We start from the raw sequence: 15,810 nt of genomic DNA, 5'->3' as shown, positions 1-15,810 counted from the left end.
CGGCGAGCGCCGAACATGACTTCATCTGCCTTCTATTCATCTACGGCCCCACATGTGACAAAGTTGACATTACTCGCAAGTAGGAAAGTAGGCGTCCATGTTGAAACTGCTTGATGCGGCCGTGGCGCGCGGCCTCAGCGGTGAGCTGGCTGCGGTCTCCGGCGCCCAGGATGCCATCTGGGATGAGGCGGATTCAGCCTGTGCAGAATTGTCAGCTCCGTTGGCCGTTTTGGATGTGCAGGCGCTGTCCACCAATGCCGGGTCTTTGCTGCGGCGGGCCGCGGGTAAGCCTATTCGGGTGGCCAGCAAGTCCATCCGGAGTAAAGAGGTTCTGCGTGCCGTGCTGGCTCAGCCTGGATTTGCCGGCGTGCTGGGGTTTACCCTCCCGGAGGCGCTGTGGCTTGCCGCGGATCCCTCGGATGCTTTCACAGACATTGTGGTGGGCTACCCCACGGCCGATCCCCTTGCCCTGCGAGCGCTAGCCACCGATCCTGTGGCCTGCGCCCGTGTGACGCTGATGGTGGACTCCTCGGAACAGCTGGATTGGATGGCAGCAACGCTTGCGTCCCTCAGTCCAGCTTCCCCCATTCGGCTCTGTCTGGATCTGGATGCTTCTTGGCGGCCCACAGTGGCCGGGCGCGCTCTTGGACACATCGGCGTGTACCGATCCCCTGTGCGCACCGGCACCGATGCCATCGCACTGGCGCTGGCCATCAACGGCTACCGGCACGGTAACACGGCTCTATTCCGCCTCACGGGCATCATGGCGTATGAGGCCCAAATCGCTGGCCTGCAGGACACTCCTCACTCGGGAAACAAGGTGGCCGATCTAGCCAAGTCGCAGCTTCTGAAGCAGATCCAGCGCCAGTCCATGGCCGAGATCCTGCATCGCCGTGCCAACGTTGTGGCTGCCGTGCGCAATGTGTGCGATCTCGAATTCGTCAACGGCGGCGGCACCGGCAGCTTGGAATTGACCACCGGCGATCCTTCCGTGACGGAGCTGGCGGCCGGTTCAGGGCTATTCGGCCCCACACTGTTTGACGGCTATTCGCGCTTCACCCCAGCCCACGCCGTCGGATTTGCCGCACCCGTGGTGAGACGCCCGGCACCTGACATGGTTACGGTTCTGGGCGGCGGCTGGATTGCCTCCGGCCCCGCCGGAAACGACCGCTCCCCCGTGGCCGTCCACCCGGCGGGGTTGTCCCTCATTGCCACTGAGGGCGCCGGTGAGGTGCAGACACCCCTGCGCGGGACTGCGGCCAGCACCTTGGCCCTAGGTGACAAAGTCTGGTTCCGGCATGCCAAGTCCGGAGAGGTCTGTGAGCATGTTGACGCCTTGGAAATTCTCGACGGCGGCCAAAGGGTGGGCAGAGCGCTCACCTATCGAGGGGAAGGGAAAGCGTTTGTATGAGTGAATGGCGGAATTGGGCCGGTGACCAGCGCTGCAGGCCCAGCGCCGTGAACCTGCCCAGCACGGTGGGCGAAGTCTCGGCGCTGGTCACGGCCGTTGCCGACGGCGGTGGCACCATCAAGGCTGTGGGAGCTGGGCACAGCTTTACCGATATTGCCCTGACCCGTGGCATGCAGCTGCGCCTGGATCGCATCAGCGGGTTGCTCACAGTGGACCGTGAAGCAAAACTCGTCACGATTGCTGGCGGCACTCGGTTGTATGAGATTCCCGCGTTGCTGGCACCGTACGGGCTGGCTATGGAAAATTTGGGCGACATTGATCACCAGTCCATTTCCGGCGCCATCTCCACCGGTACGCATGGCACCGGCTTGAAATATGGCGGCATTGCCACTCAGGTACGCGCTCTGTTGCTCGTCACGGGAACGGGCGAGGTCAAGCGCTGTTCCGCTACCGAGAACCCAGACCTGTTCGCGGTGGCCCGGGTAGGACTTGGCGCCTTGGGCATCATTGTCGAGGTCACCTTGGCGTGCGTGGATGCTTTCATGCTCCATGCGGTGGAACAGCCGGAGCCGCTGGCAGCAGTGGTGGAGTCATTGTCCGAACGCAACGCCGCCCACGATCACTTTGAGTTCTACTGGTTTCCACATACCCAGACGGCCCTGACTAAAACCAACACCCGCTATGAGCCGGACGGGCTGCCCCAGGGAGTGAAGGCCTTGTCTTTGGCCTCTCATCTGGTGGATGACACATTGCTGTCCAACACCCTCTTTTCTGCCCTGTGCAACTTTTCTGCCAAGGTGCCCTCCTTGATCCCCAAGATCAACAACATGGCCGCCAAGCTCACCGGCAACAGGGAGTTTGGCGATGTCTCCCACAAGGTCTTTGCCACACAGCGGACAGTACGATTCAGGGAAATGGAGTACGCCCTGCCGCTGTCCCAAATCCCCACAGTACTGGCCGAGCTGGACACCATGATCACCCGGCGTGGACTACAGATTTCCTTCCCCGTAGAGGTCCGCAGCGCAGCGGCGGATGACATTGCCTTGTCAACGGCCAGCCGGCGCGAAACCGGCTATATCGCCATCCACCAACATGTGAAAACATCGCCGTTGGAGTACTTCCGGGCCGCCGAAGAAATCTTCCGGGCACACTCTGGGCGGCCGCACTGGGGCAAGTGGCATTTCCTCCAATCGAAAGACTTTTCAGAGCTCTACCCAGACCTGGAAAAGTTCTGTAGTGTTCGGGATGTTCTCGATCCCAAAAGAGTGTTTCGCAACGCCTATCTGGATCGGGTGCTGCTCTGATTTACAGAGCATCCCCACCAGTTTGATCCGCCCTACGGCACAGTCCTTCCTGGTCTGTGACGACCGTGAATTCTCCTACCGTTCGAGGAGGCATTTGCCCATGATGGCTGCGACAAAAATTGCCCTACCCCGGGCCAGTACAGTGCCGCTGCATACCCCTAGCGCGCCAGTATTGCAGGGAAAAACCACTGAAAGCACCACCACCATGGTGATTGGCTCCGGATTCTCCGCTCTGGCCATCGCGGCCGAGCTCAACCGGCAAGGTATCAAGACCATCGTGGTGGATAGCTCAAGTCCATTGAAGCAGCCCACGGCACCACCCACCACGGGCGGCATCAGCTTGGCAGCCCTGAGTGAACGGAGCGAGATTGTCCGGCTGCTGGAGCACTACGCCCGGCGCAACGAGCTGGACATCCGCCCGGCAACCCAGGCCCTGGATTTCACACACCACGACGGCGAGATGGCCGCAGCCCACCAATGGCGAGTGCTTACAACAACCGGCACCGTCACCGCCCATAGCATTGTCTTTACCCGAGGTGCTCTCAGCCAATTGCGCAAGGTGCTCCATAGTGTTGGCGTGTCCACCGCCAGCGACGTACGCACGGGCATGCATGTCCTGGGCCTCTACCTGGTGGGCGTGGGCGATCTAGCCATCCCCACCACCCAAGAAATCCTGCACCAGGCTAAGCGAGCCAGTCATTCCATTTCCTCCCGCATTGCGGCCATGGAAACGGGCCAGGTCGCTGCGATCGCCTGAGGCTCCCGCAACACAGCAACACCGCAACACACTCGCACAGCAGCACAGCCCTAAACGGCAAAAGCCCGCTGCCTATCCCCGTGGGATAGGCAGCGGGCTTTTGGTGGAAAGACTAATCTTCGCGAGCAAGCCTTCGTCGGGCAACAACCACCATGGCAACCACAATGCCCACCAGGACAACGGCCAAGCCAATGATGCTCCACGGCACCGCTGAATCATCGGCAACAGGCTCTGCCTGGGGTTCCGGCTGGGCTTGGACGGAAACAACTGGCCCTGCACCTGCGCCAGCTGCTGGGCTCACGGCAGAGGCCGAACTGGCAGCGGTTGCAGTGAAACTAAACGTGCCTTCAATGGGATGGGAATCGGAGGACACCAGGCGCCACTGAACCGTGTACTTTCCTGCAGGAGCTCCGGGGCGCAGCTCCTGGGTGGCTGCCTTGTCGAGGACCTGAACATCACCGGAGGCCCAATTGGTGCCAGCCTCGTCAACCACCAACACCTGCGAGCCGATAACAGCGGGTGTGTTGGTCAAAGTGATCTGAATCTGCTCCGGGACGGTGGCCACCGTTGAACCATCTGCCGGGGAAGTTTCTGTCACTGCATCATGGGCGAAGGCCGCCGTCGACGGAGCAAAGAACACCAGCAAGACTGCCAATACACCCACCAAAGATCGGCGCACCAGTGTTTTTGATGTCATGTTCGTCTCACCAGAGCGGCGACTGACGGGAGGAATCACGGCGGAACGTCCTTTGATCGTTGGGGCAATGCCACCTCACGTTACCCCAGCAATATGGGAGTTTACCCAACAGGGGCGGCACAAAGGGCAGCCCAACCCGTGAGCCAGGCGACGCCGTCGTGCTTCATGGTGCAGGAAAATTCCAGCAGCCACCACTATCTCCCGCCCCTGCATTACCAGCTAGTATTTCCTCGAATAACTTAATTTCTTTTCACTTTGCCCGGAGGGCTCTTTACATGGCTACCAAAACGGATGTCAGGCTGTCAGCGGTCGACAAATACTTCAAGATCACCGAACGCGGCTCCAACTACTCGCGGGAAATCCGAGGTGGTTTCGCCACGTTCTTCGCGATGAGCTACATCGTGGTGCTGAACCCGCTGATCCTCGGCGGTGCCGACTCCACCGGTGAAGTGCTGGGACTGGAGCGCGTTGCGGCCGTGACGGCATTCGTGGCCGGTGTCCTGACTATCCTGATGGGCGCTTGGGCTAAACACCCCTTCGCCCTCGCGGCAGGTTTGGGCGTCAATGCGTTCATCGCCGTCACGGTGGCCACCAACCCGGGGCTGACCTGGCCCGATGTCATGGGCCTGGTAGTTCTTTCCGGTATCACCATGTTCATTCTGGTGCTGACCGGCTTCCGTACAGCGGTTTTCCGGGCTGTTCCGGAGGGCCTGAAGACAGCCATTGTGGTGGGCATTGGTATGTTCATTGCGCTGATCGGTCTGGTCAACGCCGGCTTCGTGCGCCGCATCCCCGACGTCGCCGGCACCACGGTTCCGGTTGGTCTGGGCTTTGACGGCAAGCTCATGGGCTGGCCCACTCTGGTGTTCTTGGTCGGCCTGATCCTGACCATTGGTTTGGTGGTGCGTAAGGTCAAGGGCGCCATTCTGATCGGTATCCTGGTCTCCACCTTGCTCGCGAACATCCTTGAGATGACGCTGCACATTGGCCCCTCTTTCGACGGCACCACGAGCAACCCGCAGGGCTGGTCTTTGGTATCGCCGCAGCTTTCGGCGTGGTCGTGGCCCGATCTGTCCCTGATCGGTCAGGTCAACCTCTTCGGTGCGTTCTCCAAGCTGGGCGCCCTGGCCGCAATCCTGCTGGCCTTTGTGATCTTGTTGAGCATCTTCTTTGACGCCATGGGCACCATGGTGGGTCTTGCCGCAGAGGCTGGCACCATGGACAAGGATGGCAACATCCCGGACGTGGACAAGGTCCTGCTCGTTGACGCTTTCGGCGCCATCGCCGGTGGTGGCGCGTCTGCCTCCTCCAACCAAATCTATGTTGAGTCCGGTGCCGGCATTGGCGAAGGCGCCCGCACGGGTCTGGCGTCGATTGTCACTGGCCTGCTCCTGCTGGTGGCCATGTTCGCCACCCCGCTGATCAAGCTGGTTCCCTTCGAAGCTGTTGCTCCCGCCCTCGTGGTGGTTGGTTTCATGATGGTTTCCCAGGTGGGCAAGATCGATTGGTCCGACTGGGGCATCGGCATCCCGGCCTTCCTGACCTTCACGCTCATGCCGTTCACGTACTCGATCGCCAACGGCCTCGGTGCAGGCTTCATCGCGTTCGTCTTGATTCGCCTGTTCCAGGGCCGCGCGAAGGAAGTCCACCCCTTGATGTGGGCCGTGGCCGCAGCGTTCCTGCTGTTCTTCGGCATCGGCGTCATTGAGGACATGTTCGGGGTCAAGTAACCCGACTCCTCCGCACCCGCTCTCCCTCGAAAGGTGAGTAGTTGCTAATGTTTCTCGGAAACATTAGCAACTACTCACCTTTCGATTTTTTCTGCCATGCCAGACGCCGGGAAGTTTCAGAGCACCTTGGACAGGAATGCCCGGGTCCGTTCATGCTGCGGGTTGGCAAGCACCTCACGAGGGTTCCCGGATTCCACTACGACGCCTCCATCCATGAAGACGAGCGAATCGGCCACCTCCCGGGCGAAACCCATCTCGTGCGTCACCACGATCATGGTCATCCCGGTACTAGCCAGTTCCTTCATGACGTCTAGCACTTCCCCCACCAATTCGGGATCGAGTGCGCTCGTCGGCTCGTCAAAAAGCATCAGTTTGGGATCCATCGCCAACGCTCGAGCGATGGCCACCCGCTGCTGCTGACCACCGGACAAGTGGGCGGGGTAGTGGTCTACCTTGTCGCCGAGGCCCACGCGTTCCATCAGCTCGATGGCGCGTTTGATCGCCTTCGCCTTCGGAATTCCCTTGACCCTCATGGGCGCCTGGATGATGTTCTCCAAGGCCGTCAGGTGGGGAAAGAGATTGAAGCGCTGGAACACCATGCCAATTTCTCGGCGTTGGAAGGACGCTTCCTTGGGCCTGAGTTCATAGAGCTTTTCGCCCTTCTGTCGGTATCCAACAAGCTGCCCGTTGACGGAAAGCCGGCCCGCGTCTACACGTTCTAGGTGGTTGATGCAGCGCAGGAACGTCGACTTACCCGAACCACTGGGCCCCACCAGGCACAGCACCTCACCGGGCTGGACTGTCAGGCTGATGCTTCTGAGGACCTTGTTTGAGCCGAAACTCTTGGACACGCGGTCCGCGAGCACCATGGGTGTGCCGCTCATTGCTTGTCCTCCGATTTGCTGTTCACTCTAATGTTCGTAATGTCCCCCGCAGCTGGCCGCGGCCCGCGCAGATGGAGCGATTTTTCCGCCTTCCGCTGGCCGGACCCGCGGGCAAACCGCTTTTCAATGAAGTGCTGACCAACCATCAATATCGAGGTGAACAGCAAGTACCAGAGCGAGGCCACAATCAACAGCGGCACCGGCGTAAACGTCACGGCTGAGATGCCGCGTGACACCCCGTACAGGTCGATGCTCAGCGGGATGGCCGCGACGAGCGATGTGGTCTTGAGCATGGAGATGACCTCGTTGCCGGTGGGCGGAATGATGATGCGCATCGCCTGCGGCACCACCACAACACGCATCGTCTGGCCCCACGACATCGCCAAGGCTCGCGATGCTTCCTCTTGACCCTCATCGACGGAAAGTAGGCCGGCACGGACAATTTCAGACATGTAGGCGGCCTCGTTGAGCGCGAGACCGATGACCGCTGTGACGAATAGGTTGGTCAATATGTCGTTCTGAAAAGAGATCCACGGTGTCATGAACGGCACCCCGATGGTGAGCACCGGATAAATCAGTCCAACGATTCCCCAGAACACCAGCTGAACATAGACCGGCGTCCCGCGAAAGATCCAGATGTACAGCCACGCGACGCTTTTGACCACAGGGTTCGGAGAAAGCCGCATGATGGCCAGCAACAGGCCCAGGGCGATGGCAATGACCATGGCATAGATCGTCAGTTGCAGCGTGACCAACGCAGCCTGGCTGATCCTCTTGTCAAAAATGTATTTACTGACATTGGCCCAGCCGAATTCCTCACGCTGTCCAGCATCGATGACAAATACGGCCAGCATCAAGACCAGGAGAGCAGCAATGAGGACTCTCCACGGGTGGCGCAGCGGGATGGCCTTGATGGCTTCACCCTCCTGATCGGCAGCAAGCGGTTCATTCTCCGCCGCTGCCATGCCGCCCTGCCCCTGAGGATTCTTCACGAGCTAACCCTTCGCAGCTACATTGATGGCGGCCGTCTCCACGCCACCGCTTTCCACGCCCCACTTCTTAAGGATCTTGGTGTAGGAACCGTCGTCGATGAGGGACTGGATGGCCTTCTGCAGGACCGGCGTGAAGGCGGAGCCCTTGGCCACGGGGATACCGTAAGGGGCCACTTCGAAGGCGTCACCGGCCGTTTGAAGCTTCTTCTCCGTCTTCGAGATCGCGTACAAGGTGACAGGCGAGTCGGCGCTCATGGCGTCAACCTGTCCCACGATTAGGGCATTAGTTGCCTGGTCCTGCGCGTCATACTTGAATATTTCGATGGCGGGCTTCCCTGCGTCCGTGCAGGCCTTGGACTTGGCGGGGACCTCGTGCGTGTCCTCGTAGGTGGTGGCCTGCACCGCTACCTTAAGGCCGCAGGCGTTGTTGGGATCTACGGCCTTGCCGGTCTGCGATGCCCACTGGATGCCGGCCGAGTAGTAGTTGACGAAGTCGACCTGCTTTTCGCGCTCGACGGTGTCCGTGAAGGATGACATGCCCATGTCATCCTTGCCGCCGTTGATCGACGGCAGGATGTTGTCAAACGTGCCAATGTCGAAATTGACCTTCAGACCCAATACTTGGCCCAGCGCATTCGTCAAATCCACCGACCACCCTGCGGGTTCCCCGTTGGCGTCCTTGAACTCGTTGGGCGGGTAGTTGTTGGCCATTCCCACATTGAGGACACCGGAGCTCTTGATCTTTTCCGGCAGCTCCGCTGCGATTGCTTCGTTCTTCTTGATCGTCGCACCGTCAGCCGGGGACGACGAGCTACCGCCACCTGGCGTGGAATCACTGTTGTCAACGCAGCCGGTCAGCATGAGTGCGGCTACGGCAACGATGGCGGGAAATGCGTAAGTGCGGCGCATGGGTAATCCTTAAGTTGTCATTGTGAGTCACTGAATCAACATCGATGTCAGCGAACTGGCACAACTTGGTTGGATGGCGATATTCAAAACGTCCACAACGGTCTAGGGGCTTGCGACACATCAACCCTGACGCTAGTTACCTGGCTCACGCCGCGCGACCCGCTGTCCCTAAACATACAGGTACGCCTGACCGACTTGACGGGCCGCCGCGATTGGCACCGGATAAGTCCCCCTCCCTCGGCGGTTTGGAGTGTCTGCCATGCGAGACGTTCCGTTGCCCCTGCGTATGGCTTTCAGTGGGCGGCTGCGGTTTGCTGGAACCATGAACTTTTCTTCACTTGCCGTTGATGTGCCGCCCACCTCGTGGACTGGAAGGAACGACGGCGACTCCCCCGCCCACCGTCGCTGGTGGCAGACGGTGTCCACATCAGCGGCCCCTGCCCACGATGCTTCCATGGATGCCGCACTCCCTGGGCCGGCCGCGTTGATCGGCTTCCGCTCCGACGCCGGCGTAGCCCGCAACCTGGGGCGTACCGGAGCCGCCAGTAGCCCAGCCGCGATCCGCTCGGCTTTGGGATCGATGGCATTCCATGGGAGCCGCTCGGTGGCCGATGCCGGGGACATGGTGGTCATTGGAGACGAGCTGGAGGCCGGCCAGGCCCGTTTGGGCGCTGCCCTGACGTCCATGCTCGACGACGGATATCTCACCGTGGTCTTGGGTGGTGGCCACGAAACCGCTTTTGCCAGCTATCTGGGTGTGGCCGGAACCGCGGCGGTGGCCAACGGTGCGCGGCTGGGTGTGCTGAACCTGGACGCGCACTTTGACCTGCGTGACGCGCCGGCACCCAGCTCGGGCACGCCGTTTCGTCAGATGGCCCACGCGGAAGTCGCCGCTGGCCGGGAACTGAATTACGCCGTCGTCGGTATCAGCGAGCCTAACAACACGGGCGCTCTCTTCGAGACGGCGCATGAGCTGGATGTGAAGTACTTGCTGGATGAGGACTGCTCGGCGGAACGCACGCACGCGTTTGTGGACTCGTTCCTGGAGACCGTGGACATCGTGTACCTGACCATTGATCTGGACGTGCTGCCAGCCGCCGTGGCCCCGGGAGTCAGCGCCCCCGCCGCCTACGGCGTGCCGCTACCGGTTATCGTGGCCGTGTGCCGCCAAGTGGCCGCGAGTGGGAAGCTCTTCCACTTCGACGTCGCGGAACTGAACCCGGAGTTCGACATCGACAACCGCACAGCCAAAGTAGCGGCCCGCCTCATCGACACCCTGCTGCGGTAACTGCCGGGTCGGCACTGCCTCCCAAACGGCTTGCGGCCTCGGGCGGTTGGGCCACGGAGCGGGGATGGATTTCCAAGGCCGCCCGCGGCCGCAGAAATCTTACTGCCCGCGAGTGGCCCGGCCGTTCGGGGCCGAGCCACCGGTCCGCCGCTCTACCCTAGTGAACCTCTGCGGCGAGCTCGTCTTCTAGTCCGTGGCCGCCTTGGAACTGCGTCATGTAGAGGTCGTAGTAGGCGCCGCGGCGTTTGAGCAGTTCCTCATGGTTGCCGTGTTCCACGATGTCGCCGTCCTCCATGACCAGGATGGTGTGGGCGTCGCGGATGGTGGAGAGGCGGTGGGCGATCACGAATGAGGTCCGGTCCGTGCGCAGTGCCGCCATGGCGTGCTGGACCAGGAGTTCGGTGCGGGTGTCCACGGAGGATGTGGCCTCGTCCAGAATCAGCAGCGACGGCTTCGCGATGAACGCGCGGGCAATGGTGAGCAGCTGGCGTTCGCCAGCAGAGACAGTGCCACCGTCGGCGTCAATGATGGTGTCATAGCCGGCAGGCAGCTGGCGGACGAACCTGTCCACCATGGTGGCCTCGGCGGCGGCAACAATCTCCTCGTCGGTGGCGTCCAGACGCCCGTAGCGGATGTTCTCCCGGATGGTTCCCTCAAAGAGCCAAGCATCCTGGAGCACCATGCCAACTTGGGCACGCACCTGCTCCCGGGACAGCTCACGGGTGTCCACGCCGTCGAGCATGATCCGCCCTCCCGTGAGCTCGTAGAAGCGCATCACGAGGTTCACCAGTGTGGTCTTGCCAGCACCGGTGGGGCCCACGATGGCCACGGTCTGGCCCGGTTGCACCGTGAAGGAGACATCCCGGATCAGCGGGGTGTCAGGCGAGTAGCTGAAGGAGACGTTTTCAAAGCGCACGTGCCCGTCAGTCTGTGCGGGCAGCAGCGCCGAATCCTGCTCCTCTTCCTGTTCTTCCGCGTCGAGAATTTCAAACGTTCGCTCGGCGGAAGCCACACCCGACTGGATCATGTTCGCAATGCCAGCCATCTCGCCAATGGGCTGGGAGAACTCACGCGAGTACTGGATGAAGGCGGTGGCGTCGCCGAGCGTCATCTGCCCAGTGGCCACGCGCAACCCGCCCACGACGGCGACCAGCACGTAGGAGAGGTAGGAGACGAACTGCATGGCCGGCATGATCATGCCGGAGACAAACTGTGCCCCGAAGGCTGCCTTGAACAGGTGATCATTGCGCTCGTCGAACTCGGCCAGCATTTCCTCGTCGCGGCCATAGGCACGGACCAGCTCCAGGCCGGAGAAGGTCTCCTCAATGTGTCCGTTAAGTGAGCCCGTGTGCTTCCACTGGGCGGCGAAGAGCTTCTGCGAGCGCGTGCCAATGACACCGGCAATGATGGCAGACAGCGGCAGGGCGATCAAGGCGATGAGCGCCAGCTGCCACGAGACAATGAACATCATGACACCGATGCCAATGACAGTCAGCGCGGATTGCACCAGCTGCGAGAACGCCTGCTGCAACGCTGCCTGGATGTTGTCGACGTCGTTGGTCACCCGGGACATCAAATCTCCGCGCTGCCGGGTGTCAAAGTAGCCCAGTGGCAGGCGGTTGAGTTTGCGCTCAATGTCCTCGCGCAAGCGGAACACCACACGCATCACGAGGGCGTTGAGCAGGTAGCCCTGTAGCCACATGAGCGTTGAGGCCACCATATACAGTGCCAGCACAAAGATGATGTACCGGCTCAGTTGGGAAAAGTCGATCCCAACGCCGGGCACAAGGTTGGTTTTGGCGAGCATGTCCGCCATTTGGTTGTTACCCTCGGCGCGCATGCCGGCAATGATCGTCTCGAGCGGGACACCAGCGGGCAGCTGCGAGCCGATGACGCCGTTGAAGATGACGTCCATGGCCTTACCCAGAACCTTCGGGGCAATGACTGTCAGCACCACGGAGGCTGTTACCAGGGCAATGACCACAGAGAACATGAACCGCTCGGGGCGCAGCAACCCCACGAGCCGCTTCACTGACGGCCAGAAGTGCTCGGCTTTCTTGGCGGGCGTGCCACCAAACATGTCCCCGTCAGCCTCGCTGGGCTTGTACTCGGGGACCAGCTCTTCGTCCAGCGCGTCCATCTCCGGCGCCTGCTTCAAGGACTTCGCGTCCTTTGCTTTGCGCGCCATCAGGACACTCCTTCAATACTGAGCTGAGATTCAACAATTTCGCGGTACGTTTCATTGCTTTCGAGCAGTTCGTCATGGCTGCCTGCGCCCACTATTTCGCCGCCGTCGAGCACAATGATGTGATCGGCTTCCCGGATGGTGGAGATGCGCTGGGCCACAATGATCATGGTGGCCCCGGTGGTGGCGCCGTGCAGGGATTCGCGCAACCGCTGGTCGGTGGCCACATCGAGCGCCGAGAAGGAATCGTCGAACAGGTAAATGCGGGGGCGGGCCGCGAGCGCACGGGCAATGCACAGCCGCTGACGTTGCCCTCCGGAGACGTTGGTGCCGCCCTGGGCGATGGGTGTAGCCAGCTGTTTGGGCTTCTCTTCCACAAAGTCCTTGGCCTGGGCCACCCGCAGCGCCTCCCACAGCTCGGAATCGTCCGCGTCGGGGCGGCCAAACTTCAGGTTGCTCGCCACAGATCCGGAGAACAGGTACGGCTTCTGCGGCACCAGGCCCACCAACTCCGCCAACTGCTTGCGGCTGAGCTCGCTGACGTCCACGCCGCCAATGCGCACCGAACCGTCCTGCGGATCGAAAAGGCGGGGTATGAGGTTCAACAGCGTGGACTTGCCGGAACCGGTGGAGCCGACAATCGCCGTCGTTTTTCCTGCCTCAGCGGTAAACGAAACGTTATTCAGCACGGGCCGCTCGGCACCGGGATACCCAAAGGACACCGATGAAAATTCGACGGCGTGAGTCACCGGGAGCTCGCGAGCCGCCGGTACCGTCAGGCTGGGCTCGGCCGTGAGCACGTCATCAAGGCGTTCGGCGGAGATAGCGGCGCGGGGAATCATCATGACCATGAAGACGCCCATCATGACGGCAACCAGAATCTGCAGGAGATATTGCAGGAATGCGGTGAGCGAACCAATCTGCATGGAACCGGCGTCGACCCGGTGCCCGCCAAACCACAGCACGGCCGCGGTGGCCAGGTGCAGGATCATCATGATGACGGGGAACATGAGCACAAACAAGTTGCCCACACGCACCGAAACACGGGTCAGGTCCATGTTGGCTTCGCGGTAGCGCTGCGCCTCAAACTTCTCGCGAACAAAGGCACGGATAACGCGGATGCCGGTGATCTGCTCACGCAGCACGCCATTGACGGTATCGATCCGGTCCTGCATTTCACGGAACAGCGGCAGCAGCTTGACCACCAGGAAGCCCACCACAATGAACAGCAACGGCACGGAAACCCACAGCAGCCACGACAGGCCCACGTCCTCGCGCAGGGCCATGATGATCCCGCCAATGCACATGATGGGAGTGGAAACCATGAAGTTCAACGCCATGAGCACCAGCATCTGGACTTGCTGGACGTCGTTGGTGTTGCGCGTGATCAGCGTGGCCGTGCCGAAGCGACTCACATCCAGGGCACCGAGGGCGTTGACCCGGTAGTACACCTCGCGGCGCAGATCCCGGCCAATGGCCATGGCCGTGCGGGCGCCGAAGTAGATGCCGCCAATGGCCGAAATTACCTGGACAAAGCACACCACGATCATGGTCACACCGGTGGACCAGATGAAGCCGGTGTCGCCCTTGGAAATGCCCTGGTCAATGATCTGGGCATTGAGGCTGGGCAGGTACAGTGCCGCGATGGTGGAAATGAGTTGCAGTACCACCACGGCCACAACCCAGGCCCAGTACGGTTTTGCGTGGTGGATGGCCAGCCGGAAGAGTTTCAAGAAAGGATTCCATTCGAATATACGTTTGAATCACAACGTACCAAATATTAAACACCGCTGGGCTAAGACTGTCGAGAGGAATCGAACGGGAATTCTTCACAGCCGCGGGGCGCCGCTCCCCCGCATCGAGGTGACACTTACTGCTGCTGCCCCGCAACATCAGCATTAAGTGTCACCTCGATGCGCAGCAGGCTAGTTGAGCGGCCCCGTGGCCAGCTCTGCGGCGGCGCGGATGGCCCCGGAGCCCACCAAGCGGTCAGCTTCTTCAAGTTCGGGCGAGAGGAAACGGTCGCTGCCCGGTCCGGGAACCGTGGCGCGAAGTAGCTCAATCACAGCGGCGCCAGCCGGGCCGGGGACCAGTACGCCGTCGGACATGGAAGTGCGCATGTCGATGGCACGGGTGGCCGTGACCAGCTCAATAGCGAGGACGCGACGCAGATTCTCCACGGACTTACGCAGTTTCCGGGCCGCGTGCCAGCCCATAGAGACGTGGTCCTCCTGCATGGCGGAGCTGGGAATGGAGTCAACGGAGGCAGGGACGGCCAGGCGCTTGGAGTCCGAGACCAGCCCGGCCTGCGTGTACTGGGCGATCATCAGACCGGAGTCGACACCGGGATCGCCGGCCAGGAAGGCGGGCAGTCCGTGGGAGCGTGCCGGATCCAGCATCCGGTCGGTGCGGCGCTCGGCGATCGAGGCAACATCGGCGGAAACAATGGCAAGGAAGTCCAGCACGTACGCCACCGGCGCCCCATGGAAGTTGCCGTTGGAGCTCACGCGACCATCCGGGAGCACTACGGGGTTGTCAATCGCGGCGGCGAGCTCGCGGGTAGCCACCATGAGCGCGTGGTTCACGGTGTCGCGGGCGGCGCCGGCCACCTGCGGGGCGCAACGCAGCGAGTAGGCATCCTGCACGCGGGAATCGCCCACCCTGTGCGAGGCCACGATCGGCGAGTTGGCCAGCACAGCCAGCATGTTCTCGGCACTCGCCGCCTGACCCGGATGCGGGCGCAGCTCCATGTGCAGCTCCGGCACGAACACCTGATCGGTACCGAGCAGCCCCTCGACGCTCAACGCCGCGGTGATATCCGCCGTCGTGAGTAAAAGCCGCAGGTCCGCGATGGCCATCAGGAGCATTCCAAGCATGCCGTCAGTGCCGTTGACCAGCGCCAGGCCTTCCTTTTCTGCCAATTCCACCGGCGCAATGTCAGCCTCGGCGAGGAGTTCAGGGACGGGACGGATGGCGCCGTCGGGCCCTGCCGCCTCACCCTCACCCATGAGGACCAGCGCGCAATGCGAGAGCGGTGCCAGGTCGCCTGAACAGCCGAGCGAACCGAATTCGCGGACTACCGGCGTAATCCCGGCGTTGAGCACGTCCACCATGGTTTGCAGGACCACGGGGCGCACACCGGTCCGTCCGCTGGCCAGAGTTTTGGCGCGCAGGAACATCAGCGCCCGCACCACCTCGCGCTCCACGGCAGGGCCCATGCCGGCGGAGTGGGAGCGGATGAGCGATTTCTGCAGCTGCGTGCGCATGTCCGCCGGAATGTGGCGGTTGGCCAGCGCCCCGAAGCCCGTGGAAATGCCGTAGGCAGGCGTCTCAGAATGCGCCAACTTTTCAATATGTTCCCTGACGCGTTCGACGCCGGCCAGCGCCTCCGCACTGATCATCACCTTGGCATTGTGGCGGGCCACGGCGATGACGTCTTCGGGGGTGACCCCGGTTGCGGAGAGGGTGACTTCTTGGGGCTGGGCGGCAGTCATGGCGGATCCTTTTGTTGTGGCAGTCTTGGTCCCCACTATTCCGCTTTACCGTGCGGAAATCAGCGGCATTTGGCGTGGGGTATCCGGGATTCCAGACATGCCACCGCTTCGCCCCTGAGCCGCAGCAGAACCCCCGAACAGCCACTCAGCCCTCGCTAA

Annotated in this window: 12 protein-coding genes; 5 read left to right on the top strand and 7 right to left on the bottom strand. The window is 61.6% G+C overall.

The annotated features are described in order from the left end of the window. Positions 1-97 precede the first annotated feature (97 nt). The 3 genes from AS189_RS03505 (at position 98) to AS189_RS03495 (ending at position 3,472) form a co-directional block, all read left to right on the top strand. A complete protein-coding gene (locus AS189_RS03505) occupies positions 98-1,411 on the top strand; it encodes an amino acid deaminase/aldolase (RefSeq protein ID WP_237759960.1) in 1,314 nt (437 codons plus the stop codon). Next, positions 1,408-2,715, top strand: a complete 1,308-nt coding sequence (locus AS189_RS03500) for a D-arabinono-1,4-lactone oxidase (RefSeq protein ID WP_062286357.1) — start codon at positions 1,408-1,410, stop codon at positions 2,713-2,715. Before AS189_RS03505 ends, AS189_RS03500 begins: the two co-directional genes overlap by 4 nt. 100 nt (positions 2,716-2,815) lie before the next feature. After that, positions 2,816-3,472, top strand: a complete 657-nt coding sequence (locus tag AS189_RS03495; RefSeq protein ID WP_062286356.1) for an NAD(P)/FAD-dependent oxidoreductase — start codon at positions 2,816-2,818, stop codon at positions 3,470-3,472. 112 nt (positions 3,473-3,584) lie between these two features. Here the strand turns inward: AS189_RS03495 and AS189_RS03490 are convergent, their stop codons facing one another. Continuing rightward, positions 3,585-4,169, bottom strand: coding sequence for a copper resistance CopC family protein (locus AS189_RS03490; protein ID WP_062292865.1), 585 nt, complete (start codon positions 4,167-4,169; stop codon positions 3,585-3,587). Between the two features lie 275 nt (positions 4,170-4,444). On the opposite strand from AS189_RS03490, the gene AS189_RS03485 reads away from it, so the two are divergent. Continuing rightward, positions 4,445-5,899, top strand: a complete 1,455-nt coding sequence (locus AS189_RS03485; RefSeq protein ID WP_062286355.1) for an NCS2 family permease — start codon at positions 4,445-4,447, stop codon at positions 5,897-5,899. Between the two features lie 116 nt (positions 5,900-6,015). On the opposite strand, the gene AS189_RS03480 is transcribed toward AS189_RS03485, so the two are convergent. Genes AS189_RS03480 through AS189_RS03470 form a run of 3 tightly spaced genes read right to left on the bottom strand, consistent with a single transcriptional unit; the run spans position 6,016 to position 8,684 of the window. Beyond that, positions 6,016-6,783 (bottom strand): amino acid ABC transporter ATP-binding protein, encoded by a 768-nt coding sequence (locus AS189_RS03480; RefSeq protein WP_062286354.1) that lies wholly within the window; start codon positions 6,781-6,783, stop codon positions 6,016-6,018. Then, positions 6,780-7,748, bottom strand: coding sequence for an amino acid ABC transporter permease (locus AS189_RS03475; RefSeq protein WP_082634480.1), 969 nt, complete (start codon positions 7,746-7,748; stop codon positions 6,780-6,782). The genes AS189_RS03480 and AS189_RS03475 overlap by 4 nt, the downstream gene beginning before the upstream one ends. A gap of 30 nt (positions 7,749-7,778) precedes the next feature. Next, a complete protein-coding gene (locus tag AS189_RS03470; protein ID WP_062286353.1) occupies positions 7,779-8,684 on the bottom strand; it encodes an ABC transporter substrate-binding protein in 906 nt (301 codons plus the stop codon). Positions 8,685-9,006: 322 nt separating this feature from the next. Between AS189_RS03470 and hutG the strand changes: the two genes are divergently transcribed. Then, positions 9,007-9,972, top strand: a complete 966-nt coding sequence (gene hutG / locus AS189_RS03465) for a formimidoylglutamase (protein WP_062292862.1) — start codon at positions 9,007-9,009, stop codon at positions 9,970-9,972. Between the two features lie 157 nt (positions 9,973-10,129). Here hutG and AS189_RS03460 read toward each other — a convergent pair whose 3' ends face one another. The 3 genes from AS189_RS03460 to hutH all read right to left on the bottom strand — a co-directional run bounded on the left by AS189_RS03460 (position 10,130) and on the right by hutH (position 15,651). Next, positions 10,130-12,160: an ABC transporter ATP-binding protein gene (locus AS189_RS03460; protein WP_062286352.1), complete on the bottom strand. Its 2,031-nt coding sequence runs from the start codon at positions 12,158-12,160 to the stop codon at positions 10,130-10,132. Beyond that, the gene (locus tag AS189_RS03455) at positions 12,160-13,890 is read right to left on the bottom strand and encodes an ABC transporter ATP-binding protein (RefSeq protein ID WP_062286351.1); all 1,731 of its coding nucleotides are present in this window, start codon (positions 13,888-13,890) and stop codon (positions 12,160-12,162) included. Before AS189_RS03455 ends, AS189_RS03460 begins: the two co-directional genes overlap by 1 nt. Positions 13,891-14,082: 192 nt before the next feature. Continuing rightward, the gene (hutH, locus tag AS189_RS03450; RefSeq protein ID WP_062286350.1) at positions 14,083-15,651 is read right to left on the bottom strand and encodes a histidine ammonia-lyase; all 1,569 of its coding nucleotides are present in this window, start codon (positions 15,649-15,651) and stop codon (positions 14,083-14,085) included. Between the last annotated feature and the right edge of the window lie 159 nt (positions 15,652-15,810).

Source organism: Arthrobacter alpinus (genome assembly GCF_001445575.1).
GTDB lineage: Bacteria > Actinomycetota > Actinomycetes > Actinomycetales > Micrococcaceae > Specibacter > Specibacter alpinus_C.
The sequence above is the reverse complement of the archived record's forward strand: the minus strand, read 5'-3'. Positions and strand labels throughout refer to the sequence as shown.